Annotated in this window: 26 protein-coding genes and 1 other annotated feature; of the genes, 5 read left to right on the plus strand and 21 right to left on the minus strand. The window is 37.1% G+C overall.

The genetic code is table 11. From position 1 onward, the window contains the following. Positions 1–7 precede the first annotated feature (7 nt). The 14 genes from EEI45_RS08250 to EEI45_RS08315 all read right to left on the minus strand — a co-directional run bounded on the left by EEI45_RS08250 (position 8) and on the right by EEI45_RS08315 (position 11,792). The gene (locus tag EEI45_RS08250) at positions 8–922 is read right to left on the minus strand and encodes a permease prefix domain 1-containing protein (protein WP_125164852.1); all 915 of its coding nucleotides are present in this window, start codon (positions 920–922) and stop codon (positions 8–10) included. After that, a complete protein-coding gene (locus tag EEI45_RS08255; protein WP_125164853.1) occupies positions 919–1,260 on the minus strand; it encodes a PadR family transcriptional regulator in 342 nt (113 codons plus the stop codon). Before EEI45_RS08255 ends, EEI45_RS08250 begins: the two co-directional genes overlap by 4 nt. Positions 1,261–1,382: 122 nt before the next feature. Beyond that, the gene (locus EEI45_RS08260) at positions 1,383–2,183 is read right to left on the minus strand and encodes a metallophosphoesterase (protein ID WP_125164854.1); all 801 of its coding nucleotides are present in this window, start codon (positions 2,181–2,183) and stop codon (positions 1,383–1,385) included. A gap of 56 nt (positions 2,184–2,239) precedes the next feature. Continuing rightward, complete coding sequence (locus tag EEI45_RS08265; RefSeq protein ID WP_125164923.1) at positions 2,240–3,013, minus strand: type III pantothenate kinase; 774 nt, start codon at positions 3,011–3,013, stop codon at positions 2,240–2,242. A 387-nt stretch (positions 3,014–3,400) separates the two neighbouring features. Continuing rightward, positions 3,401–3,553, minus strand: coding sequence for a hypothetical protein (locus EEI45_RS08615; protein WP_003775800.1), 153 nt, complete (start codon positions 3,551–3,553; stop codon positions 3,401–3,403). After that, positions 3,550–4,266: a hypothetical protein gene (locus EEI45_RS08275; protein WP_228410602.1), complete on the minus strand. Its 717-nt coding sequence runs from the start codon at positions 4,264–4,266 to the stop codon at positions 3,550–3,552. Before EEI45_RS08275 ends, EEI45_RS08615 begins: the two co-directional genes overlap by 4 nt. Position 4,267: 1 nt before the next feature. Then, on the minus strand, positions 4,268–4,984 hold the full coding sequence (locus tag EEI45_RS08280; protein ID WP_228410353.1) for a beta-carotene 15,15'-monooxygenase: 717 nt from the start codon (positions 4,982–4,984) through the stop codon (positions 4,268–4,270). 95 nt (positions 4,985–5,079) lie between these two features. Next, a complete protein-coding gene (locus EEI45_RS08285) occupies positions 5,080–6,066 on the minus strand; it encodes a CpaF/VirB11 family protein (RefSeq protein WP_228410354.1) in 987 nt (328 codons plus the stop codon). After that, positions 6,041–6,658, minus strand: a complete 618-nt coding sequence (locus EEI45_RS08290) for an SAF domain-containing protein (protein ID WP_228410355.1) — start codon at positions 6,656–6,658, stop codon at positions 6,041–6,043. Before EEI45_RS08290 ends, EEI45_RS08285 begins: the two co-directional genes overlap by 26 nt. 64 nt (positions 6,659–6,722) lie before the next feature. After that, a complete protein-coding gene (locus EEI45_RS08295; RefSeq protein WP_125164858.1) occupies positions 6,723–7,043 on the minus strand; it encodes a hypothetical protein in 321 nt (106 codons plus the stop codon). A gap of 74 nt (positions 7,044–7,117) precedes the next feature. Beyond that, positions 7,118–9,520 carry a leucine--tRNA ligase gene (gene leuS, locus EEI45_RS08300; RefSeq protein WP_125164859.1) on the minus strand — a complete coding sequence of 801 codons (2,403 nt, stop codon included), beginning with the start codon at positions 9,518–9,520 and terminating at the stop codon, positions 7,118–7,120. A gap of 33 nt (positions 9,521–9,553) precedes the next feature. Continuing rightward, positions 9,554–9,759: a binding site (T-box leader), on the minus strand. A 57-nt stretch (positions 9,760–9,816) separates the two neighbouring features. After that, a complete protein-coding gene (locus EEI45_RS08305; RefSeq protein ID WP_228410356.1) occupies positions 9,817–10,359 on the minus strand; it encodes a restriction endonuclease in 543 nt (180 codons plus the stop codon). 18 nt (positions 10,360–10,377) lie between these two features. Then, the gene (locus EEI45_RS08310) at positions 10,378–10,992 is read right to left on the minus strand and encodes a pentapeptide repeat-containing protein (RefSeq protein WP_125164860.1); all 615 of its coding nucleotides are present in this window, start codon (positions 10,990–10,992) and stop codon (positions 10,378–10,380) included. Then, positions 10,989–11,792 carry a putative RNA methyltransferase gene (locus EEI45_RS08315; RefSeq protein ID WP_125164861.1) on the minus strand — a complete coding sequence of 268 codons (804 nt, stop codon included), beginning with the start codon at positions 11,790–11,792 and terminating at the stop codon, positions 10,989–10,991. The genes EEI45_RS08310 and EEI45_RS08315 overlap by 4 nt, the downstream gene beginning before the upstream one ends. A 140-nt stretch (positions 11,793–11,932) precedes the next feature. Between EEI45_RS08315 and EEI45_RS08320 the strand changes: the two genes are divergently transcribed. Next, complete coding sequence (locus EEI45_RS08320; RefSeq protein ID WP_125164862.1) at positions 11,933–12,490, plus strand: thioredoxin domain-containing protein; 558 nt, start codon at positions 11,933–11,935, stop codon at positions 12,488–12,490. A gap of 95 nt (positions 12,491–12,585) precedes the next feature. Here EEI45_RS08320 and EEI45_RS08325 read toward each other — a convergent pair whose 3' ends face one another. Next, positions 12,586–13,251 (minus strand): peroxiredoxin, encoded by a 666-nt coding sequence (locus EEI45_RS08325; RefSeq protein ID WP_125164863.1) that lies wholly within the window; start codon positions 13,249–13,251, stop codon positions 12,586–12,588. Positions 13,252–13,389: 138 nt separating this feature from the next. Here EEI45_RS08325 and EEI45_RS08330 point away from each other — a divergent pair, with 138 nt between their 5' ends. Continuing rightward, entirely contained in the window at positions 13,390–13,947 is a 558-nt protein-coding gene (locus EEI45_RS08330; protein WP_125164864.1) for a TetR/AcrR family transcriptional regulator, read from the plus strand. Between the two features lie 41 nt (positions 13,948–13,988). Here the strand turns inward: EEI45_RS08330 and EEI45_RS08335 are convergent, their stop codons facing one another. Both EEI45_RS08335 and EEI45_RS08340 read right to left on the minus strand, forming a co-directional pair. Further along, on the minus strand, positions 13,989–14,990 hold the full coding sequence (locus tag EEI45_RS08335) for a ketopantoate reductase family protein (protein ID WP_125164865.1): 1,002 nt from the start codon (positions 14,988–14,990) through the stop codon (positions 13,989–13,991). 65 nt (positions 14,991–15,055) lie between these two features. After that, positions 15,056–15,694: a LytR/AlgR family response regulator transcription factor gene (locus tag EEI45_RS08340; protein ID WP_125164866.1), complete on the minus strand. Its 639-nt coding sequence runs from the start codon at positions 15,692–15,694 to the stop codon at positions 15,056–15,058. A gap of 177 nt (positions 15,695–15,871) precedes the next feature. Here EEI45_RS08340 and EEI45_RS08345 point away from each other — a divergent pair, with 177 nt between their 5' ends. The 3 genes from EEI45_RS08345 to EEI45_RS08355 all read left to right on the plus strand — a co-directional run bounded on the left by EEI45_RS08345 (position 15,872) and on the right by EEI45_RS08355 (position 18,598). After that, positions 15,872–16,318, plus strand: coding sequence for a CopY/TcrY family copper transport repressor (locus EEI45_RS08345; protein ID WP_125164867.1), 447 nt, complete (start codon positions 15,872–15,874; stop codon positions 16,316–16,318). 82 nt (positions 16,319–16,400) lie between these two features. Next, positions 16,401–18,173 (plus strand): glycerophosphoryl diester phosphodiesterase membrane domain-containing protein, encoded by a 1,773-nt coding sequence (locus EEI45_RS08350; protein ID WP_125164868.1) that lies wholly within the window; start codon positions 16,401–16,403, stop codon positions 18,171–18,173. A gap of 149 nt (positions 18,174–18,322) precedes the next feature. Next, positions 18,323–18,598 (plus strand): hypothetical protein, encoded by a 276-nt coding sequence (locus EEI45_RS08355; RefSeq protein WP_125164869.1) that lies wholly within the window; start codon positions 18,323–18,325, stop codon positions 18,596–18,598. A gap of 9 nt (positions 18,599–18,607) precedes the next feature. Here EEI45_RS08355 and EEI45_RS08360 read toward each other — a convergent pair whose 3' ends face one another. The 4 genes from EEI45_RS08360 to EEI45_RS08370 form a co-directional block, all read right to left on the minus strand. Then, positions 18,608–19,108 carry an HNH endonuclease gene (locus EEI45_RS08360; RefSeq protein ID WP_125164870.1) on the minus strand — a complete coding sequence of 167 codons (501 nt, stop codon included), beginning with the start codon at positions 19,106–19,108 and terminating at the stop codon, positions 18,608–18,610. 35 nt (positions 19,109–19,143) lie between these two features. Continuing rightward, on the minus strand, positions 19,144–19,533 hold the full coding sequence (locus tag EEI45_RS08365) for a pyrophosphohydrolase domain-containing protein (protein WP_125164871.1): 390 nt from the start codon (positions 19,531–19,533) through the stop codon (positions 19,144–19,146). A gap of 86 nt (positions 19,534–19,619) precedes the next feature. Next, positions 19,620–21,104, minus strand: coding sequence for a hypothetical protein (locus EEI45_RS09750; RefSeq protein WP_228410357.1), 1,485 nt, complete (start codon positions 21,102–21,104; stop codon positions 19,620–19,622). Next, positions 21,101–24,178 carry an alpha-1,3-galactosidase-related protein gene (locus EEI45_RS08370; RefSeq protein WP_228410358.1) on the minus strand — a complete coding sequence of 1,026 codons (3,078 nt, stop codon included), beginning with the start codon at positions 24,176–24,178 and terminating at the stop codon, positions 21,101–21,103. The genes EEI45_RS09750 and EEI45_RS08370 overlap by 4 nt, the downstream gene beginning before the upstream one ends. Between the last annotated feature and the right edge of the window lie 39 nt (positions 24,179–24,217).

Raw genomic sequence — 24,217 nt, forward strand, 5'->3', positions numbered from 1 at the left:
CTTTTGTTTATTCTTTTTTTATGCTTTTAATTAATTCTCCAACTAAGGCAATTATTGGAAAGATAATCCAACCGGGATGCCATAAGTTCATGGTGAAGCCAAGAATAAGGTAAACCATTGACGCTAACCCCATTAGAATTCCCGTTATGTTTTCAAGTCGCTCTTCCCGTTCTAATGTTTCTTTTAAACTTGAAGACTGCGCCTTACTTTTAGCCCACTCATAACGTGTTGTCAGTGCATCAATATGAGTTTTATTAACACCCGCATTAATAAATAATACGACCGCAACTGCGGTAATACTCATAAACACTAAAGGTGCGTACTCGCTAACCAACAAATATTCTTCCAAATACACAACTGAAAACACTGCGATGATACAGAGGGCAACACCCAAAACAATTGAACGAATAAATGAAGGTTGATTGTCTTTTTGGATTTGATCAATTCGTTGATATTGAACTGAGTCCACAATCCCTTTATTCGTAATATCGTAATAGGTTGCATAGATCATGCCATAGTATACAAAGAGGGTTACACCCACAATCAGAGATAAAAAGAAAATTATTAAATTATTGAAAGACGCTGTTGCGCCTACACCAACCATAATGACCGCAACTCCTAATGAAATCATCATCGCGAATCGCTTAATAAAGTTGAGATATGCTTCAACTCGTGTAGCTTCCAGATAAACATTCACTTCATCATCAGCCATGTTTAAATCTAAGGCCTCTTTCAGTTCATCAATACTGCCAAACTCTCCAATTACCAAACCAATTGCTTCCGACTCTCCTTTTCCTTCTTCAATATACTGATTGAATTTTAATTCCATTGAGTCTGTTAGGTTCATTTTTAGTTTTACAACTTCATCTGTTTGTGGCAGTGATTTAAACATCACTTCGATATAATCTAATATTTGATTCATAAGGTGTCCTCCTGATTTTGTGTAAAAATATCAATAATTTCTTTTACGAGCTTCCACTCGACACACTTCTCTAGATAGTATTGATTTCCTAAATCTGTAATATGATAGTACGTTCGTTGGCGTCCTTTGGTTTCGTCACCACCGCTGTAAGATTTGATATACCCATTTTTCTCGAGACGCGCAAATGTGGAATAGAGCGTTGTTTCTTTTATTATGTACTTTCGATTGGATAGCTCTTGGATTTTTTGACCAATTTCATATCCATAGGAATCATTTGTGCGTAAGATATAAAGAACAATCGTATCATTGTATCCACGCATTACATCACTACTTAACATTAAACCACCTCTACTTCATCTGTCGTAGTAAATATAACACATCTACTACGACAGATGAAGTAGTTTTGTGATTTTTGTCCATTCTCCACAAAAAAACCAACTGCGAATGCAATTGGTCTTGTTTAAAAATCGATGACAACAATTTCAGGTCGAGCAAAGAGACGCATCGGAAGGACATACACCGTTCCTCCAACACCTGAAGTTATATAGATACTCATATGGTCATCATGGACCATTCCGTAGCGATAGCGCTGTCCATACTCACTATGATTCGCAGCTGGAGCATAGAGACCAAAGAATGTTAGTTGTCCACCATGGAGATGACCCGCTAATGCGATGTCAATATCAGCACCCTTACTGAGTTTGGGTGCATAATCAGGGTTATGTGTAACAAGAAGATTCAGACTGTTATCATACTCAGGAAGTTTTATTTTACCGCGTTTATAGTCATCCACACCGATGATATTCATACCATGAAATCGAACTGTTTCGTTCTTAATCACCTGAACGTCAGCGTATTTCAAACCTTCAAGCGATGTTTCAAGATCACGATAATCATGATTACCAAGAACTCCAATTTTAGGTGCTTCAATTTCTTTTAAGTAATCAAAAATTCGTGTGTTTCTACGATGTTTTTGATGAATATAATCCCCACCAAGAATGACTAAGTCTGGTTCAAGCTGATTTGTTTTATCGACTACGTTTTGGGCTGCATGGTCCAGAAAATTACGGGCACGATGATCGAATTGAAAATCAGACAGGAAGATAATTCGCTTTCCACGCAATTGTTCGGGAATTTCTTTTTTAATTTTAAAGTCTTTTACATTAATCTGTTTTGTTTTAAGCCAATAGTACGCAATCATTCCATAAACGATCAATACTATGACTAGGATTAAAATAAATAATATTAGTTTAAATACCATACGTTACTCCATTCATAAACTTATCGAAAGTTCGGAAACAAACTATATCATGTTCACTATTCATTGTCATTAATGATACTTGTTGATTTCAAATCCCTTCGTTGATACAGAATTCTCAATCCGTCATTCAGTAAATCACGATTATAAATAAATTCTTTCATTTGGCTATGGATAAGTTGAGCATACCCGCCCGTAATGATTTTGGTGCATTCCATGCCCAATTCTTTCTCCATCATCATTGCAAGTCCGCTTATTTGAGCTATTAATCCATATGTAATCCCCGATTGAATACAATGCTCTGTATTGGTTCCAATCACATGGACTGGGATGTCCAACGCCACCTCCGGAAGGTGGGGAATATATTGTATTAACGCATCCAGTGATGTTTGTAAACCTGGAATAATTGCACCACCCATAAAGGAACCATCCGCGTCAATCACACTTAATTTTGATGCACTTCCAATATCTGCAATTATCATCGGCGCTTGATATTGTGCATAAGCACCAACAGCCGTCGCAATGAAATCCGCACCTATTTCATGAGGTTTATCTAATTTAACCCTAAAGTTTTTGGTGTTTTCGATTGACACACAATGAATATCACATTGAAACTGTTTTACCAAAACATCCATAATTGCTTGAGTGATACTTGGTACAACACTTGAAAGGACTACAGCATCAACCTTCGTTTCAATCGTTTCAAAAACTGAAGTATAGTATTTAAGTACATCTTTTTTTTCTGTGATTACTCTTTTTTTATAAACGCTTTCGTTATCAACATAACCAATTAGAACAGTATTTGAGTTACCAACATCGATTGTTAAGATCATAGCCTTACCTCTTTTCATAATTACCATACACCATTTCATCATATTATTCTATAATTCATGATACAGAAAATCATGTCTGTATCATGTACGTAAGCCAGAAATCTTCCAATTTCATCGGTAAGTCTATGAAGAACAAAGAAATGTTTTTCATAAGTATGATCCGGTATCGCTCACCTTCTTGTGCAACTTGAATTGAGGTGCCTTTGCACATCTCTAAATCCGATGTGTTGATTTTTATACTGTGAAAATGGTTCATTCTCGAAATCACGTGTTCCTTACACAGCGCCAAGTTATTTTGGTTTCGATTCAAATCAACAATACAAAGAAAAAAACACATCGAAAGCATCAGTATTAAGATTTGTAGGTATCCTTCAAGGGCTTGTTTCATTAATTACGTGTTGTCATTGTTTGCCACTGATTAAGTAGTGTAGTTTTGAGCACGTCTTTAAATTCATTCGAAAAGACGATCATCCCCGTAGCAATGACTGTTACCACAAGGACCAAACCATATTCCTCAAAAAATGCTTTTATACAACTCACCCCCCTTCCATAAGTGAGACAACCACAAGTCCCATTAAAAGTAAAAACAATAAGCCTACACAAATTAGTGGAATTAATCCCAGCGCACTCACATGGGTTATTCTTACTTCTTTTTTTTGATTTCGAGAAAACATTAACCAATGATGCGACTCGACAATCATGGCATTGAGCCGTATGTTTGCATCATTGGTTCCTGAGACGCTGACGCGATGAAGCACCTTCATAACCTTTCTCACCTCTAAACTATCATAGTCTTTTAGGAAATTATGATATGGACCAATCGAAGATGGCTGTACCTCAATACCTCTTACAAGTTCTTTAATCGAGCCGCGCAATGATTTTGGGGCAATGGGATAACTCAACTTAATTGCTTGATAAACCGTATTGTACGCTAAAAGGCACTGCAGTTCTCTTAACCACATTGGAAACTCATAGAGTAACAGCTCAAGTTGTTTTTTATACTGACGATAGACGTTCAAGTAAATCATTCCCTCTAAAAGCAGAAGTATTATGATACCACTCAAAAGAACTTTTCCACCAACTAAAATAAATGGAACAAGTATAAACATGAGGTTCTTATGAAGTTTCATGTACGTTGATGGATTTTCTTGTGTTATCCGTTTAAATCGATGATATCTACGAAGCAACAGCGCATCAAATAAAGGATCTTTGACGGCATGAATAAAGAAAATATAAACGAAACTCACACACATTCTAATCAATACATTCTTCCTCACAAATCCATGATGCCTTCATCCCTTTCATGGTTTCCATCAATACAATTAAAATTACGATAAGAAATCCAGTCACTGTGTATTGGTAAAACAAAGAATGATTAATGGGTACGGTCTCACGTAGCATTCCAATTGAAAGATAAGCAATCCCTACACTCATTACTATAAGAAGCAAAACTTTTAATCGCATTCCCAAAAGTTCTTGATTTAACTTCTCAGTGTATACCTTCCATTGATCGAGATCTTCCTCATAACTAAGAAGTGCGTGATCAAGACCCGCATTTCCATATGTTTCAGCCATCTCCATGATCACCGCAAGGGTCACAACTAAGTAATGTGGAGAGACGCGTTTATAAGCTTGTATCAATGATTCTCCCGAATTTATCGCCTCTAGAATAACTTCGGTATAGCAGTGAAATTCAGGTTCGATGCTTGCAAGGTGTTCTAAGCATGGCAAGGCTTTCTCCCAGTTTCGAAAAAAAGATGCATTCGAACTTAAAAATAGATACAGCGACTCAAAGGCAATTTTCTGATTTTGATAACAGCAAAGAATGTGAAGTTGAAACACACCACAGCATAATGCGAATCCACTTAGGAGTAGAATGAGAGTGGCTTTTAGTTTGAATATCGTCCCTAGATAAATAATCAACAATAATAAAATCGCTCCCATAAGATACAATGTGCACATTTTATCCATGCCGGTATAAAGATGTGGTTTTGTGATGCGTTTTATTGCTTGACTAAAATCACTACGATTTTTGTAGATATAAATTAGTAAGATTCCTATAAGTATCACCATTTGACACCATACAATTCTGCTTTTTCTTTAATCAACTCTGGTATTTTGGCCTGAAGCCGTTTTCCTTTAAAAGAATAGAGACGATAGTGACCTTCTCGTGTAAAAACTACAATTTCACGAATAAATCGTTGAATGCCATTCGCGCATATTTTTAAATCAATATGAATCCCAATATTAATCGCGTCAAATATTTTCTGTTCATTGATGTATTCTGTAACAGGTGTCATTTGCTGAATCCGATCTGGTATTTCCATTGCACTTCGAGCATGCACTGTACTCATTACACTTGCACCCGTTGAAATACACCTCAATAAATCAACAATCTCAGCACCGCGAACTTCACTCAATAATAGCCAATTCGGTCTTTGTCGCAAACACGCTTTAATTGCATGCGAATAGCTAAATCGTTCATCAACCGTAATTTCAACAGTATCGAGCGTTGGGTAGATTTGTTTAAGATGCAATTCATAGGAATCCTCGATTGTAATAATTCGTTCATCACGACTAATATATCCCGCTAAAAACTTTATAAGTTCTGTTTTCCCAGCTCCAGGCAGTCCACTCACTAAAATATTACACTTAGACCGAACTGCATATTTCAGAAATTTTAACGCCGATATGCTCATATATGAGGAAGCCCCAATATACGATTCACTTAAACGTAGTTTATAAGTTGTCTTTCGAATCGAAACGCTTAAAAATCGGGTAATGCTTGGATGAATCACACTTATCCGCAAATGATTAAAATCCGTTTCTAAGACAGGGTGTTGCTGATTAAAGGGTAAATTAACGATGTTTGACAGACGTGAACAAATCCTCCACATGACTTCGTGACTGGAAAAATTACGATGAACGAGTCTACCTCTCACAAGATCATCGATCCATAAATCAACGCCATTAAAATTAATATCTGTAATATTTTCATCTTCCACAAATGGGGTTAAGGGTCCAAAATCAAAGATTGATGTTAAAATGTTCAACCACCTCTTTTTGTAGATCATTAATAACGTGAGGAATCCCGCTACAAATAACGACTGACAAGTCACCCATTTCCAATGCTTTATGAACAATATTCTCTAATTTTTGCGGGATTGCAAAACTAAGTACATTGGGTTGTTTTCCGGCTTCAATCTCATGTCCATCACGATCACGTACATTCACAATACGCACTCCTTTTAATAATGGAATTATCTTCCCTGAGCCATCAAACTCTCGCACTCGTACGCTTAGATTCACGTAATCACCGGCCCTCAAGAGATTACCACCCGTATTTACCATTGATGCTTCCGCACTCATTAGCACCTCTTCAGGTTCAAGTAATAATAGCGACTTACCTTGTGAATCATCAAAATGCTCAAAATCACGACGATCCAAAATTTGCCCTTTGTAAAGAGTATGACCTAAACGTACATATCGTCCAACGATATTTTCCTTTGTACGGATCATCGTTTCATTAAGAATTTTCTTTGGAATTGATATTTCTTCCAAATGATGCGCTTCAATTTTTTCTCGTTGCACTAAATCCGTATTAAGACGATATACTTTTTCAAATTGACACCGAATTCGCGTCATAATTTCAACCAAACTCCCCAGCATAATAATAGATAGCACCGCCAAAAAAACTCTTTTTTTTATACTAAAATCCCTCCTCAATCATTAATTCTCCAAAGGTAACTTCCCAGCCTGCTATTTTTGTTTTATACATGACTTGGATTAATTTTGGATAAAAATGGTATGTAATATCAAGAACCTCCCCCTGTTGATCTTTCATAAGATTTAAAAACTTCGACTCGAGATGATCAGTGGGTTGCATTTCTGTCATTAACGTTTCTAAAGCATTGCGATATTGGAATCGTTTTTGTTGGTAATCACGCTTAAAGACAGAATAGGAAACCATCAGGGCCAAGAGCATCATCATCACAACAGTATAGCCATACGCTAAAACAATACCTTTCATAAATCACCCACTTCTAATTAATTCAAAATCATTGATTTCCCTTTTAAAAATAAAAAAACAGACTTTCGTCTGTTTTAGTTTGGCTTCACAACCAAATTAACAATCTTATTCTTAATCACAATTTCTTTGATAACGGTCATACCTTCAAGATTTTTTTGAACTTGTGCTTGATCATATACAAGAGCTTTTAATTCATCTTCTGGTAAATTATTAGGTGCAATAAATTTAGCACGTACTTTCCCATTAATTTGAACAACAATTTCTAATTCATCAAGCACTAATTTACTTGGATCAAACTTTGGCCATGGTTCATAGCTAATATCGCCATTCCCAGACACAATTTCATAAAGTTCTTCACCCAAATGCGGTGCAAAACATGCAAGCATTTTAATAAATCCGAGAGCGTAATCTTTATACAATGTCTCTGCTTTATATGCTTCATTCACAAAAATCATCAACTGTGAAATTGCAGTATTCATACCAAATGTTTCAATATCATGTGTAACTTTTTGAACCGTTTGGTTATATACAAAATCAAGGCTACCATCATTAGTTTCCGTAATCTTATCGGACTCAACCATTAAACGGTAGACACGATCAAGCCATTTACGAATTCCATCAAGGCCACGTGTACTCCATGCAATAGCGCCATCTAAGGGGCCCATGAACATTTCGTAAACACGAAGAGCATCCGCACCATGACTTTCTACGATATCATCAGGATTCACAACATTTCCTCGTGACTTACTCATCTTCTCATTATTAGCACCGAGAATCATCCCTTGGTGATAAAGTTTACCAAATGGTTCTTTGGTATCCACAACACCTAGGTCAAATAGGACCTTATGCCAGAATCGTGCATAAAGAAGGTGGAGAACAGCATGCTCCGAGCCACCCATATAAAGATCCACAGGCATCCAATGTTTTAGAAGTTCTGGATCACCGATTGCATCATTATTTTCTGGATCAATATAACGTAAGTAGTACCAGCAAGATCCTGCCCATTGTGGCATTGTATTTGTTTCTCGGCGTCCTTTTGTGCCATCCGCAAACGTTACGTCCAACCAATCACCGGCATTCGCAAGTGGCGATTGACCATCACTCGCTGGTTTGTAATTTTCAACCTCAGGAAGTTCAAGAGGAAGTTCATCAAGTTCAACTGTACGCATGGTTCCATCTTCTAAATGAACAATTGGAATTGGCTCTCCCCAATAACGTTGTCTTGAGAATAACCAATCACGAAGTTTGTACGTAGTTTTCGCTTCTCCGTAACCATTCTCAACCAACCACGCTTGCATTGTTTCTATTGCTTCATCCTTACCCATACCATCTAAGAATCCAGAATTGATATGAATTCCATCTCCAGTGTACGCTTCTACAGAAGTATCGCCACCTTCAATCACTGGAATAATCTCAAGATTGTATTTCTTAGCAAACTCAAAATCACGTGTATCGTGTGCAGGTACTGCCATAATTGCACCCGTACCGTATGCTGCGAGAACATAATCTGCGATGTAAATTGGAACCTTTTTTCCATTTACAGGATTAATGGCATATGCTCCTGTAAATACACCTGATTTTTCTTTATTGAGTTCAGTACGTTCTAAATCAGACTTATGCAACACTTTCTCAACATAAGCATTTACTTCATCGATATTATCTGGCGTTGTAATTTCCTTAACAAAAGGATGTTCTGGAGCAAGAACACAATATGTATTTCCAAATAACGTATCTGCACGCGTTGTAAATACTGTAAATTCTTTATCATGATCTGCAATTTTAAAGATAACATTCGACCCTTCAGAGCGACCGATCCAGTTAATTTGCATTTCTTTTGTTGAATCTGGCCATTCGACTAAATCCAAATCTTCCAATAAACGATCTGCGTATTCCGTAATTTTTAAGACCCATTGACGCATTGGCATACGAATTACATCAAAACCACCCACTTCACTCTTACCGTCAATGACTTCTTCATTCGCAAGAACGGTTCCCAATTCAGGACAGAAGTTTACGGGTTTCTCATCAACGTAAGCCAATCCCATGTCATAAAGCTTTGTAAAGATCCATTGAGTCCATTTGTAGTAACCTGGATCTGTTGTGGAAATCTCACGACTCCAATCATAAGAAAGACCAAGACTTTTAATTTGATCAGTAAAGTGCGCGATATTTTGTTTTGTAAATTCATTTGGATGATTTCCAGTTTTCAAGGCAAATTGCTCTGCAGGTAGACCAAAAGCATCCCATCCCATAGGGTGTAAGACATTAAAACCATTCATGCGTTTATAACGTGCAATTACATCCGTCGCAGTATACCCACGTGGATGCCCTACATGAAGTCCATTTCCTGATGGATATGGGAACATGTCTAAAACATAATATTTTGGTAAATCAAAGTTATGAACATCTGTCTTAAACGTTTCATGTTCATCCCAATATTTTTGCCATTTTTTCTCAATTTTTAAATGGTTATACATTTTTTATCCTCCTATAACATAAAAAAAGTACCTCTAAAGGACGAATTGCTCGCGGTACCACCTTAATTCCTATCGATATTCGATAGACTCTCAATCCTTTAACGCAGGGGACGTAATTTCCTACTGATTCAGAAATTATGCTCAAAGATGAGTTCAAAAATCTTAATACACTGATTCACACCAACCATCAGTTCTCTTCGCTATTTTAATTTTCTACTATTTCTTATCATCGCTTTCTTAAATAATAGTGGAAACATCACCAAAAGTCAATAAACCAAGTCATTAAAAAAGGCGTCTTACGCCTCTTCATTTTTAGTTCCTTCTTTAACAATTGCCATGAGAACAATATTGGTTACGACTAAACCCGCAGCCAATAACATTGAGGGCTTCCGATTCGCCTTTTTAACCGCTTTATTTATAATTTTTTTCAAATGAACCTCGTAAAGATTTGATCGCGATTCTAATTTATCTAAGTGATAAACATCCCACAGATTAATGCGTTTTATGTTTGAATACTGTTCAGCTTTTTCAGTGAAAACACCATTGGTAACAACAATACCAATCTTCGCCTTATGAAACACCAAAGCAGCCGCGAGCTCTGAAATCGGATCGGTCCCTACTTCCTTAGGATTAAATACGATTTTAAATGCACAACGCATCCCATCTTTCTTTGCAACAACATGAACGCCATGGGCATACTTCGCCTCAGGAACTTGAATCGAATCATAACCCAACAGCGGTAACAGATTTAAGAAATAATTTTCAAATGCCTTCTGATTACGGACCTCTAATATGTGTTTAGGAGTTTTAGTTTTAAAAAGCGAAGCAATAAAATTCATATTTAATACCACCTTTCGTTAATCAATAATTAAACCGAGATAACCAATCAACGCACTTGCTTGATCAGCACGAATGCGCATTCCTTTTATAAGTGAGGGAGAATATACAATCGTATCAAAGGTGCAAGTCGTTAAATCTAAAGCGTTACAGCGCGTATCCGAGAGATTTAATCCTGTAAGCTCGCAATCGTTAAACTTCATATTCTTATATTTTGCCATCATCAAGGATGTCTCATTAAGTCGGCATCCCTCAAACACGACATTTTCAAAACTTGATTGTGACAAATTCATAAAATTCATCAGTGTATCTTTAAATAACACATCCTTAACTTTGCTATCGTAAATTTCACTCGCCATTAACTTACAGGACAAAAATTCACAGCGGTAAAGATAACTTTTTTGTAAAGAATGATTACTTAGATCACAACGATCAAACACAACATCCAGCAATTCGGCACGATCACACGCATCCATTTCAAATTCACATTTACTAAAACAGACTTGTTCACACTTTACTAATGCGTGATCTTGATAAATTAAACATGATTCATAACGTGTATTACGCTTTAATTCCGAAAAGAGTACACGAGCATTGCTCACTACCAACTCTTCGATAAACTGAGGTCTTTTCATAATTTCTCTTTTCTATAGATTGCAAGACCAAATTCTAAGCCTACATTTAAGTGTGAATACTTCGTCAGTCTTTCAATATTTTCTTTGGGTGTACGATGGGCATAAGGAGTCATCTTGAAAACATTTAAAATATCCTCGGTTGAGGTTATTTCTATGGGTCCCTTAATTTGCATCACATCGAGTAATTGGAATCCTTCATACATTTTCACGTCAACATCGTTTGCATAAGGCTGATCATAGACGATTTCTTTGAGTTCCATCAAATGATTCGCAAGTGGAAATACCTGAACAAAGATCCCATCGTCTTTTAAAACCCGAAAGATTTCTTCAATCTTAAAAGGAGCAAAAACAGATAAGCATGCATCGAATGAATCATCAATGATCGGTAAATCAAAGGTACTTCCCACTGCAAGCATCAAATCTGAGTTTCGTTTTGATCCCAAATCAACGGCATTCTTTGAAATATCAACACCATAAACCGTTCGTCCTGACTTGAGTAACGATTCCGTATACCAACACTCACCGCAACCCGCATCCAAAATGTGATTACTCGAGAACCTATCAAAGACATTCTTGATTTGATCAAGCAATAATCCGTAGTATCCTTTATCTAAAAATTCTCTCCGAGCACGAACCATCAGCTTATCATCACCATGTTGCTTCATTTTATCTTTTTGGGACATGAGTAAATTTACATAACCACTCTTGGCTCGATCAAACTGATGACCCTTAGAACAAACGTAAGATCGTTCCTGTTCTTCCAATGCTTGTCCACAATTAGGACACTTAAAATATGTCATATAAATCCCTGCCTTACTTAGTAATAATTATACCACACCTCATTCTCTTTTCTACCAACATACTTAACATATATATCGACTATGTTTATCTTGCAATTTTAGAAAAAAGTTTTATAATTTAAGAGACTAAGGAGGTCATTATGAAAAAAACATTACTCGTCCTACTCGTTTCAATTTTCGTATTAACAGGTTGCACCTCAAATAATCTCATGAAAGATTATAAAGGATTCACCAAGAAAGATCATCACTACGTAACAACTGATTCTGAAACGATCATCAAAAACTTAGAAGATTCTAAGGAAGGTATTTACTATATCGGTTATGCTGATTGTCCATGGTGTGTTGCCCTTGTTCCCGAAATGGAAACAGTGATAACAGACTTAGAAGCAAGCTACAAAGAACAAGGAATCGAAATTAAGCCTGAAATTATGATGTTGGATGTTCAAAATTCAGAATACAGTAATAGCGATGACTTGAAAAAACGGTTGTCTGATTGGGATAAACAACTTCCTGAAGCACTCCGATCAAATGGATATGTACCTTTTGTTGTAGCGATTGATAAAGATGGAAAAATTCAAACACATTTAGGTACGGTTGATGGACACAAACCTCCAGTTGCACTCACTGAAACTCAAGTTAAGTTCTTGCACTTACGTCTTAAAAATATGTTTGACGGTATCCATGCACATAGAAATTAGAGCCTAAGGTTCAATTCTATTTAGCACATTATGAATCAATAAAAAGCGAATCCCAATGCTTCGAGCAAGCATTGGGATTCGTTTTTTATTAGAACTTATTTAATGGGTTTATGAACAAACCACCAGTCAAGGTACTCTGTATCGCCTTCATTTGCTTGCGCTTTGCGTTTCTCAGCATCTGCGATTGTTGATGCTGGTGGAACAATTCCATGATCACCGATAAATTCATTATTTGGCCAATTTTCAGGGATTGCAACACTGTATTTATCCGCTGTTTGAAGCGCCTTTGTAGCACGAAGAATTTCATCAATACTACGTCCAACTTCTTGTGGATAATACATTGTTAATCTTAGCACACCTTTATCATCTACGATGAATACTGCACGAACTGTATTTGTACCCATTGCAGAATGAAGCATGCCGAGTTGTGATGCTGCACGTCCAAGTTCATCCGCAATAATTGGGAATGGAATCTTAACATTTGCATGTTCATCGATCCATTCAATCCATTTCATATGTGCATGAACCCCATCAATTGATAGACCAATGAGGTCTGCCCCAATTGCATTAAATTCATCTGCTGCTTTCGCAAATCCTATAAATTCTGTTGTACACACGGGTGTAAAGTCACTTGGGTGACTAAATAGAACGAACCATTTCCCTGCATATGCATCCGGTAAGGTCATTTGACCTTGTGTCGTTTTTACATTTAATGTAGGAAATTTTTCTCCCAACAATGGGAATGTACTGTTGTTTTCCATATATATCCTCCTAGTATAGGGCACCTGCCTTATACATTCATTATAGTGATAGTGATTATCATTGTCAACTTAATCCAGTGATATTCTCTAAGGATTTATGGTATGCTTATCTTACATTTATAAGGATTGAGGAAACGTATGCCAAAGATTATACATAACATTGAAGAAGAAATTTTTGCCAGCGCAGAACACCTTTTTTATTTACATGACTATGAAGACGTAAGTATGAAGATGATTGCGAAGGAGACAAACATCGCTGTGGGGACGCTTTATAATTATTATCGTGATAAAGCATCTCTCTATGCTGCAGTTGTGCATAAAAGTTGGGCCGACACATTTGCTCGTTTAAAAAATTGCATTACAACTGAAGTTGACTTTAATGCAAAATTTAGGAAGCGTTTGGAAGTTTTATACTACGACTCCGCGAAAAGACATGGCCTTGGAGTACATTTTAAACGTGTTCGAGGAATGAACGCTGAGAGCTTGGAAGATCTTCAAGGCTTTGTCCTTACCAATATTAAAGAAGTCTTCAAAGACATGCCGATTGCGAATCCTTGGGTGTTTGATACTGAGATTATCACAAAGTTAATCTATTCATTATTATCCAATCTTTCATTTTTAATTGAAAACTATCCGTTTTCGAAAGAAGATAACATTGATTTCTTATACCATTCATTGATTGCTTTTTTTCATTAATACAACGTAAAAGACCACACTTGGTAAAAGGTGGTCTTTTTTTAGAATTTTTTAATGTGATTATATAAAGATGGATCAATGTGCTCTTGTTCTTCAAGTTTTACGAGCATCGCTTGCATGTTCTCGGTAAAATGGGGCATTGGGACACATTGTCGTTTTCCTTCATGAAACACTTCGTAGCATATATACATCAAATCATCGATATTATTGTGTCGCTTCATCGATTCACGTGCAATTCGACTCGTTTTAAATTTAACTTTCATTCCCCAACCCGAAATACCCGCTGGAAATTTATAAGGTAAAATTTCTTGCTTGAAGTGATTCATATTGATGCCTCGTCCTCGAGCAATTAAGAGTGTTTCACGAATTGTTCGTATGCAATGCGCTAACGCTTTACTGTTTGTCATCACATACTCGACAGAAGCCCCCGGAAAACTAAGATTCCCATACAAAGCTACAGTTGATACAATTGCAGCACTTACTGACATTCTTACCCACATCCATTCTAACATGTCATGTGGTATCTCAAAGGTAATGTCACAACTTTTAAAAAGCGACATCATAAGATTGTAGTTTGGAATTCGAGCATTCGACTTTGACTCAATCATGGCATACTCATTTACGACGGCTGTAAGAACGCCTTCTTCATCCATCGAACCGCCTCCAACAGGATATCCTAAAATATAATTGTAGAATCCCATGATTTCATCGAGACGTTTGTGATCGGTCCAAACCCCCGTAAAGAGTAATACCGTTCCATGAATCTTCGCTTCCCGTAGGGAATCCATTGCTTCTTTTAGATTCCCTGATGATACACTAACAAAAATAAAATCATACTCTTTTTTTGTAGAAGGTTTAATTTTATAGTCAAAAGAAAGCTCTTTCCCCTTAGGATTGAGTCTTCCATCAAGTAATTTCACATGACCACAATCGACATGGTCTTTTCCTTCTCGAAGGAAATGTTCAACATTATGGCCCGCACGGAAAAACAAGGACCCGTATAGAGTTCCAATCGTGCCCAGTCCTAGAATTAAAATATCCATGAGCTCACGCCTCACTTCCTTTAACTCTATTTTAAACGATTTCTAAAATATTTTCATCTTTCTTATTATTTTCGTAGGCGATTATAGTTTCTATAGAAACGTTGATAACGTCGCCGTGATATTGGCAAACGTGTTCCATCATTTAAAAAAAGTAAGCTCGATGACACAGCGCGAACATATTTTAGATTAACCATTATGCCCCGATAACAATGTTCAAATGTAAATCGTGACAAAAGTCGTTCCCAAATTGAGAAAATACGATTACTATAAAATCTTCCGTTCTTAGTCACAACCGCAATTTTTCTCCCTTCTGTCTCTACATAGTAGATATCCTCTGCCCGAATACACTGGGACGGCTTCCCATCGATTACAATATTATCAGACCAAGGACGGTGCTCCTGAATAATCGTCACTAAGCACTTGTACAGTTTTTGCGGACAAAATGGAATATGGTATGTATACCTCAAAACATCATCTGTAAGAGGAACATCTAGATAGACAACATGCTGATCCATACCAACATGCTTTGACTGCGACATGCAATGATCAGTAATCACAATTTGATAATGCTGGTCCGCTTTACGAACACAGTACGCAACAATGGGCAACAGCAACAACTCACTACATTGAGTCACTACCTTTTTCACAAGTTCTCGATTTTTTTCTGCTTTAATACACATGGCAATAAATATCACTTCAATCACCTCATATCTTTCTCCACAAATTTATCGAATGTATAAACGCTTGTAAATGTAGTTTGCTTAAGTGGTATTTATATGCATAAGTGGCATTTTTTAATTAAACTTTTTCATCAATCTCGCCTAAGCATTTACCTTGACTTATACCGACTACAACTGTAATCTACTAGTAGAGGTGATTGAATGAAAGACACAAAATTAGTTTCCGATTCAGAATGGGAAGTTTTACGTGTTTTATGGACATTGAACCATGCTACAAGCCGTGAAGTTGCTGATCATTTTAAACTGTCAAAAAATTGGGAACCCGCAACGACGAAAACTTTAATTAGTCGATTGGTTAAAAAAGGTTATGTGAAAGCAGATACTGAGGGTAAGGCATATGTTTATCGGCCCACACTATCTGAAAAGCAAGGAACACAAAGCCGAATCATGGAGGCATTTGATTCAATTTGCGCCCAAGAAGTTGGTAGTACCTTAAAAAATATCATCGAGCACTATGAACTCTCGCATCATGATAAACACCTACTTTTGGAGGCGTTGAATCAAAAAACGTCAGTCGATGTTGTTAAATGTAATTGTGTCGTTTCATGTAACTGCGGTCAAGATACTTGTACTTGTAAGAAAGCATAATCTGCTTTCTTTTTTATTCTTAAGAGAGTCTTAATAGGTTTTTATATCGTTCTCTCATATAATAGAAACGAAAGGGGACTTTATGAAAACATTTAAAATACTTGAAACACTCAAGAAAAGTTTTATTCAAATTAAAGATGACACATTTCGTTACGTATTAATCATAATCCTCGCGGAATCCATGTCACTACTTTTAATTAAACAAATTGCAGATCGTGTGTTTAAGATTGCGCTTTTTAGAGCAAATATAATTGGAATTACCAATGAAAACTTTTGGGAATTACTTAGCAGTCCCACGGCGCTCTTTTTTCTTATTCTAAGCATCATTCTCATTGCCATTTTTATTTTATTTCAACTCACCGTCATCATTAAGTTTGCAAACCGACCTTATGAAAAGCAAAAATTGGTTAAAAATGATTTTATTAAACCACTTCGTAAAATATTTTCGTCACAGATTCTACTCATCCTGGTTTATATATTTTTAATTATGCCTAACGCAAACATTGGTATGACCACCAATATTACCTCTAATGTACACTTACCTCGATTTGTGGTTGATGCGGTCTTGGAGAACCCAGCTGGATTAGTTGCTTATACTATTGCGATTGTTACTGCATTTATTCTTAATATTCGTCTTTTCTTTACACCGGTAATTTTTATTACGCGAGACGAACTGAGTTTTATAGAAGCTGCAAAGGAAAGTTGGGGCCTAACAAAACGCCGTACATTTAAAATATTTCAGCTCGTCACAGTCATTGCCTTGCTAACCACTGCGGTTACGGTTGCAGGTGTTTTTATTCTCTCAATACCTATGGCCATAGTTCCCGAATCAAACATGCAAGTCACAAAGATTACGGGTGCTTTGTCTGTTTCTATGATTTTCTTTTTTCTAGCTTTTACCATTTCATACTCGAATATCTTTACCTTGCAAGCTACGGTTGTCGCCTATCACGAGATTCTAGATGAAAAGCCAATTCTTACTGAAAAGAACTTCGCCCCCAAAAAACATCATTTTCGCATCAATATTATTATGGTGGCAGTCTTTTCCTTGTTTGGTATCAATGTTTATTTAAGTACACCCAGTGATGCTTTAACTTCATCGACAAAAGTCGTATCTCACCGTGGTGAGTCTGTAAGAGCAATTGAAAATACATTGGAGTCTTTACAAAGAGCAAGTACTTACAAGCCTGATTATGTTGAAATGGATATCCAAATGACAGGAGATGGACATCTGGTTGTGTTTCATGATAATACGTTGAAACGACTGAGTGATCAAACGGACAACATTCATCTCCTCACACTTGAGGAAGTTCAAAATGTAACATTAGTACACAATGGATATGAAAGTCGTATTCCCACATTTGATGAATACGTTGCTGAAGCAAAACGCCTCAATCAACCGCTTATGGTTGAACTCAAAACATCAAAGTATGATGATCATACGTTTATTGATAAAATGATCGAGACGCTGGATAAATATGACATGCGCTCTGTGACTGCGTTCCAATCCCTTGATAAGACCGCAATACTAAAACTTAAAGCCATGTACCCTGACACGTATACCGGTTATATCTTAGGGTTGAATATCGGTGGTTTGGAACGGTTAAATGTTGATTTTTATTCGATTGAAGATTCATCAATTTCCTCTCGCACCCTTAATGATATTGCGCGTTATAATAAAGATCTCTTTGTATGGACGGTAAACGAAGAAGATCGTATGGATTTATATCTCACAATGGAAGTTACGGGTATTATTACGGACCACGTGGAAGCTGCACAAAAAGTAATTGAAGATTTAAAAGCGGCAACACCTTTTGACCGTATTTACAAAGATGTTTTGTCTTCTCTAAATTGAAAATTGTGAAAGTCGTTCCTCATTCTTCTTATTACTAATAAATCTTTTGCTTCTTCGTAAATTCAGTCATATTTTTTCAAAACTATCGTTTAAGACCTTTTCAAATTAAGTGAAAATCTATAAACTTATCCCGAGAGGATGTTGTAAGTATGAAAAAAAATTATTTAATTATATTTCTAATTATCACAAACCTATGTGCATTAAGCTACATTGGGTGGAAACAGTCACAACCTGTTCCCTATAAATCGGAGTTGAGAGTATTTGTGGAAGAAATTGCACGAATAACAGGCGAAAGTCCCGATACGATTAAGGAAGAAATACGAACACTTGCAAAAGATAATAACCTAAATAAAATGGAAGCTGCGCAGATTCGACTACGCGATGCAATTTTATCGCAGAACGAACACAATTTATTTCAAGAGTAAGGACCGCTATTAGCGGTCCTTATTGATTTCATTCAACGTTAATCGCAACGCACCTGCAATTGTAGCGGGATTATTACGAGGCTGCCCAAAGTGATGCGATACATGTTCCATTTGTTTTAAAAAAGTTTCTTGAAATAATTTGGTATCAATAACTTCACGGTTGATGGATTCATGATAAATATATGCATATTCGCGCAGTCCTTGTTCAAACCAATAAACCTGATCTGATGACACCGCATACGCGCTCAGCCAATCCCAAATTATCTCTGAATCACTGACATTTGGATTATCAGTATGACAATGTTTACAAAGTAAAACAAAGTTTGAAGGGGTATCCGCACCTCCAAGTGCATCCGCAAGTATATGACATCGATCTAATCGCTTTTTGACACCGCAACGCCAACAATGGGTGCTTGCTTGACTTGAAGATACGGTCAAATTCATCGTATCGATACGATCTGCCCAATAATCCGCAATTTCTTTTTTCGTTGTTTTGATACGTTTTGTCATCATGGCCTCCTACAAAAATAACACAGATATCTGTGTTATTTTTTCATTGCTTCAATTGCTTGTTCGAGTTTCAAATGAGGGTCTTCCCACCCCTTTGGTTTAATTGTTTTCCCATCTTCATTGTAATGAGGTTTTCCATCTTCCCAAAGTTTGCTCATATTTGCATGTTGGACAATTTCAAAAAGTGGTTCTGGTTCAATCCCCATCTCAACAAGCGTTCCTAACGCAAAATAAATTGTATCAATCATCGCGTCTGCTTGTTCAACAAGATCTTCTGCTTCAATGAACTCATTGATTTCTTCAAGCATCCATGCATAACGCTTTGCTGCACGATCCGCATCCATCATTACTGGTGATTCTTTGACAGGATGTCCAAACTTCTCATGAAATTCTTTAACGGCATTAAATTCTTTATTCATTCCCATAATAAACTCCTTTTATATCTGATATTAAGATACGTTACCTTAATGATATCAAATAAAGCTTTGAAATTCATGTCATTAACTAACCTTTATCCTCTTCGTCGATTTATGACGATGAGCGCCATTCCCAATCCGACCAGGAAAATCGAATCAAATTTTGATGACACACCCGTAAGCGGTAAATAATTCTCGTTTGAAGCATGATCCAGTGACTCGGTTTCGGGTTTTCTATTCGGACGCTCTGATGGTTTTTCAATCGGTTTATCGGTCGGGTTCTCTATTGGTTTATCAGTTGGGTTTTCCTCTTTATATTCTTCAAGGCTTTGATAGGCATTTGCCAATCGGATGTACCCCTCATCCACAACATCTTGGCTTAACGCTTGAAGACTAAGTTGGTCTTTCACTTCGTTCAAGACCTTTTGAAGATTACGCCAACTTCCAACCGTATATCGACGTTCCGACAGCCCTTCAACGGTTTCAATCAGTCTCTTGATTTCTTCTAAATTTAGTTTCTGTGCAAGATTTACGGCTTCAAATTCACGATGGATGACCGTACGTTTATCTTCAAATGAAACCTTCATAATTACATGTCGAGAGGCAATTCCACTGTGACTACGATTTTCTTTAGGCACATCGTAGAATGTTGTTTTAATATTTGATTGACCCGCATCGACGCTTAAATCTTCCAACTGAAATTTGTGTCTAAAATCAATCGTGTTGGCATCGGACGCAATCGTTTCATTCCCCAATCGTATTTCCACTCTATTTGGCGTAATCGGCGCATTGCGCAAAACGTGGATGACATGTGTAGCGGTCGTAACCCCATCTTCCGCAACGGCTTTTATATGATAACTTGTTACGCCATTAAAAATATCGAGACACACGCTTCCAGTTTCATCAACCGTTTTGATTATGCCGTGATCTTCATTCACAACCGTCACATTTTCATGAGGAACACTGGTTTTGATTTTTAAGTCAAGTGTATTCTCAGTATCCGTAAAAATAAATGTGTCATGCTGGCTTAAGTCAATGTTTCCAAAAGATGGTTCAATTGCTAGAATCTCAACTTCATTCGACTGAATTTTATTAAGATAGACGTGTTTGTTATCAAGTGTAATTGAGTCACGGTCTGCAATCGATACCGCCTGCAATGTTCCATTCAAATCAATGTAAGATAATTTAAGAAGATCTGCTGGAACTGTGAGAATCATCTGATCTTCAAGTTTTTGGTTGTGTATTAAAGCATAGGCTTCTCTGTCTTGGGTTGTATAGGTTTGGTGGATACGGTTCGAAAATTTTCCACTTGATGCTTGATGGATCACATCGATGTCATCGGTCTTCCCATCTTGTAAGGGGAATCGACCCTGATCCACATAGTTGATTTGCTCTTGGTTTCGAACAAATACATGTGTTTTTCCTTCATAATTCGTTTTAACGTGATACATGTTTGCTTCAGCATTCATTATCTCGAATGTTTCGAGATGATACGTATTCGAGTCTGGAATTTGTATTTTTAGCGGTTCTATATCACTACTTTCAAAGAGAGAGCCACGATATGCTTTAATATCACTCACTTCAAGTGTGCGATTCTTTTGTGTATTGCCCCAGCCTGCAAACGCAAAACTGGATGGTCTCCAAGATGCTCAATATTTTCAAATGTATGAATGTGTTTGAAGCCCTCATCATTTAGAACATAAGCATGCACTTTGTTATTGCGATGTTCCAACGCAAAGGTTTGCTTGGTCGTCGGATTATCCTCTATCGTGTTTGTTGCGGCTTCTTTCCCCTGCCCATTAATCTCCTGAACAAAACCAATACCATCAGCATGAGCCCGTTTACCCATCGAGATATAGTTATCGCGATCTAAGGTTCCATCTTCCTTTTTCTTCATTAATAACATATAACTTGAATCCCAACTGTTCTGAGCACGTAAAGGCAAGCCATCCATTGTCGCAATGTATACGCGAGCTTCATCGGATGTTGGTTCGAGATCGACGCGTACAAGATTCGATAATCGATTATCGTTTTCCCATAAATCTTGGCCATTTTCACGATCGATTGTAAAGGATGTCGTGTTAAGGTTTAGCGCATGATTTCGGTCTTCAATTTGAACTTGAGGATTTAGAACCAGCTGGTCTTCGGGTTGATCCACAACAAAGTACACAATGCCTTCTTTTTCATTGTAAGTTATCAATGCCTTGGCGATTCCGCTCTTTCTAATAGTTGGAATTCCACCTTCAAAAGATACTATCGCTTCATCAAAACTTTGAATGGTTAACGCTCTCATGTCAAAAGTCTCACCACCAATAAGCACCGATATGGAATCCATTGAAGGGTCTATATGGATAATGGGTTCATCAAATACAAGTCTTTCGGTCTGTATCTCATCAACGGTAATTGATTTCATGTTTGATTTGATGAGTGTATCATTCCAAACGGTATAGGCATAAATGTCTGTTTTTCCTTTTCGATGTGTTTGAATCACACCTTCAGCATCCACACTTGCGATGTCGGGATGCGTCGATACATAGTAAATGGCCCCCACAGGTTCAGTCGGTTTTCGATTTTCACGCTTGGTTAAAACATCGAGATCGACATCGTTAATCTGATAATGGTGAGGTCCCATCCCCTCAATAAGAACATTTTTCTTGAGTCCATCATCATAATTATTTCCTTCGACAATTACATTCTTACTATTCTTAAATTCTAAGACATTCGCAACTGAACCCGAATTGTTTTCTGGACCGTTGGGCAAGACACCTAGTCCCTGAACTTGATTACCATTCGCTTCCAAGCGGAGGGGGTATTCACGCCCAACAGCTAATGTTTCATCCCCGTCCAGGTGCAGACTTATTTCTGGGTTAAGACGTAATACCTTATTATTTCTAAAGGTGAGGTTCTCAACACTTTCTGCACGTAAGACACCATCACTTTCGAGATAAAAGGTATTATCTTCTATAAGAATATTTTTATGAATTGGATGCTCTGCGGATGGTAGATGGCCGCCTTTGGTTACAGGATGGAAGTAGATAGCCGGTGCATATTTCCACCAGGTCCTTCCTAGTGATCGAATTTTAAATGTATTGTTTCGAATCTCTAAATCACGGATTGGACCGGATTCATACCATTCATCCGAGTCATTCGAGAAAAATAAAGTTGGCATTGTCGGTGCATCAAAACGATTGTCTTCAATGATTACCTTTTTTCTTGAAGTTACAAGAATCATCCGAGTAAATACATTTTTGAAATCATTGTTTTTAATCAAAATTTCCGGTGTGTAGGTAATGTTTTCCGCAACATATTTGGGCTCGTTTCCAATGTTCTCATCAACATAATCGGGAATTCGTTCTTCAAATTCGACGACCATCGTACGAGGATTGGATGCATCCGGACCTTGAACATTTTTAACGGTATATTCCGTTTCTAAATCGTTAGATTCCAACGTATCGCGTGAATAGAAGATTACCTTGTCTCCAGGGTAAAATTGTGGAAACCCTCCTTGTTGTTTATGAATATAGTTTAATTGAAGTGTGGTGTCGGAGATTCTTTTTTCCCCACGGGTAAATGTTCCGTGAATATTTATGGGATCATCATGGGTATTATTAAAAAACGAATTGGTAATTTCAATCTTCCCTTTTGATCCCGATACATGAATTCCATCTGCATAACTTGAAGTATTTTTCCCTGTTTCAATATCTGTTTCCATTTTTAAACGATTAAAATAAACATTCTCAGACATTTGAACCAGCAGTCCAAAACCATGCATGTATGAAATCTTAACATCCTCAAACGTTACGTCTTTACTCTCCCACACAAGCGCTCCCGCAGTACTGCGTTCGGTATTGGACAGCAATTGATAATTCATGCCCAATACCGGATCAATCTGAGGTTTTGAGTTGTAGGTGAACCGTAGGCGTCCGCTGGGTAAGGTTTCAATATTTGAAACACCATGAAATGGGTCTTGATTCGCATAATAGCTTCGTCCCATCATTTCAGTAGGATATTTAACTTGAATTCCATAGTTCCTATGACCATTACGTTCAGTCCAATACGGCTTCCCACTTGTATCTAACTCGGATTTCCATAAGATCGAATTCCCTTGAATTTCATAATTAAAATATGATGGAATAAAAAAATCCACCGTTTTATTTTCAGTATCGAAATCAAAAACCGTCATTTCAGATGTTGTGGGAACTAAGAAATCCCACGATAAGTTTTGGATGGTAATGTTTGAAGATTGGACAACCGCCAAAGCCATCATATTCCCCTCAAACAGTATTTGGGCTCCTTGACCATTTAGCGTTAAATTATGATTGTCTTCAATCAGAATCCCAATGTGTTTGGTTGGAAAATCAACACTATCTGTGTTTGATGTATGAATATCACGTGTTTGCGCAAATTCTTTGGTTATCCGGTAAGTTCCCGGATTAAATTGGACTTCGACTGGACCTTCAAACGCTTTCGCTACTTCAAGTGCTCGTGCAACAGCCGGTCCACTTTCTTTCATTCCCGATGCATCCGCACCATAATCATTCACTGAGATGATTTTCATTGAGTTATCCCCGCTAATTTTTGTAATTGGTAACAATGGTATCGCTAGGCTAAGTGATAAAAGTGTCATCACCATGCGATATTTACTTTTTTTCATATTCCCCTCCTGTATACGCTTTCATTAATCATTATAGAT

This window comes from Erysipelothrix piscisicarius, assembly GCF_003931795.1.
Lineage (GTDB): Bacteria > Bacillota_I > Bacilli_A > Erysipelotrichales > Erysipelotrichaceae > Erysipelothrix > Erysipelothrix piscisicarius.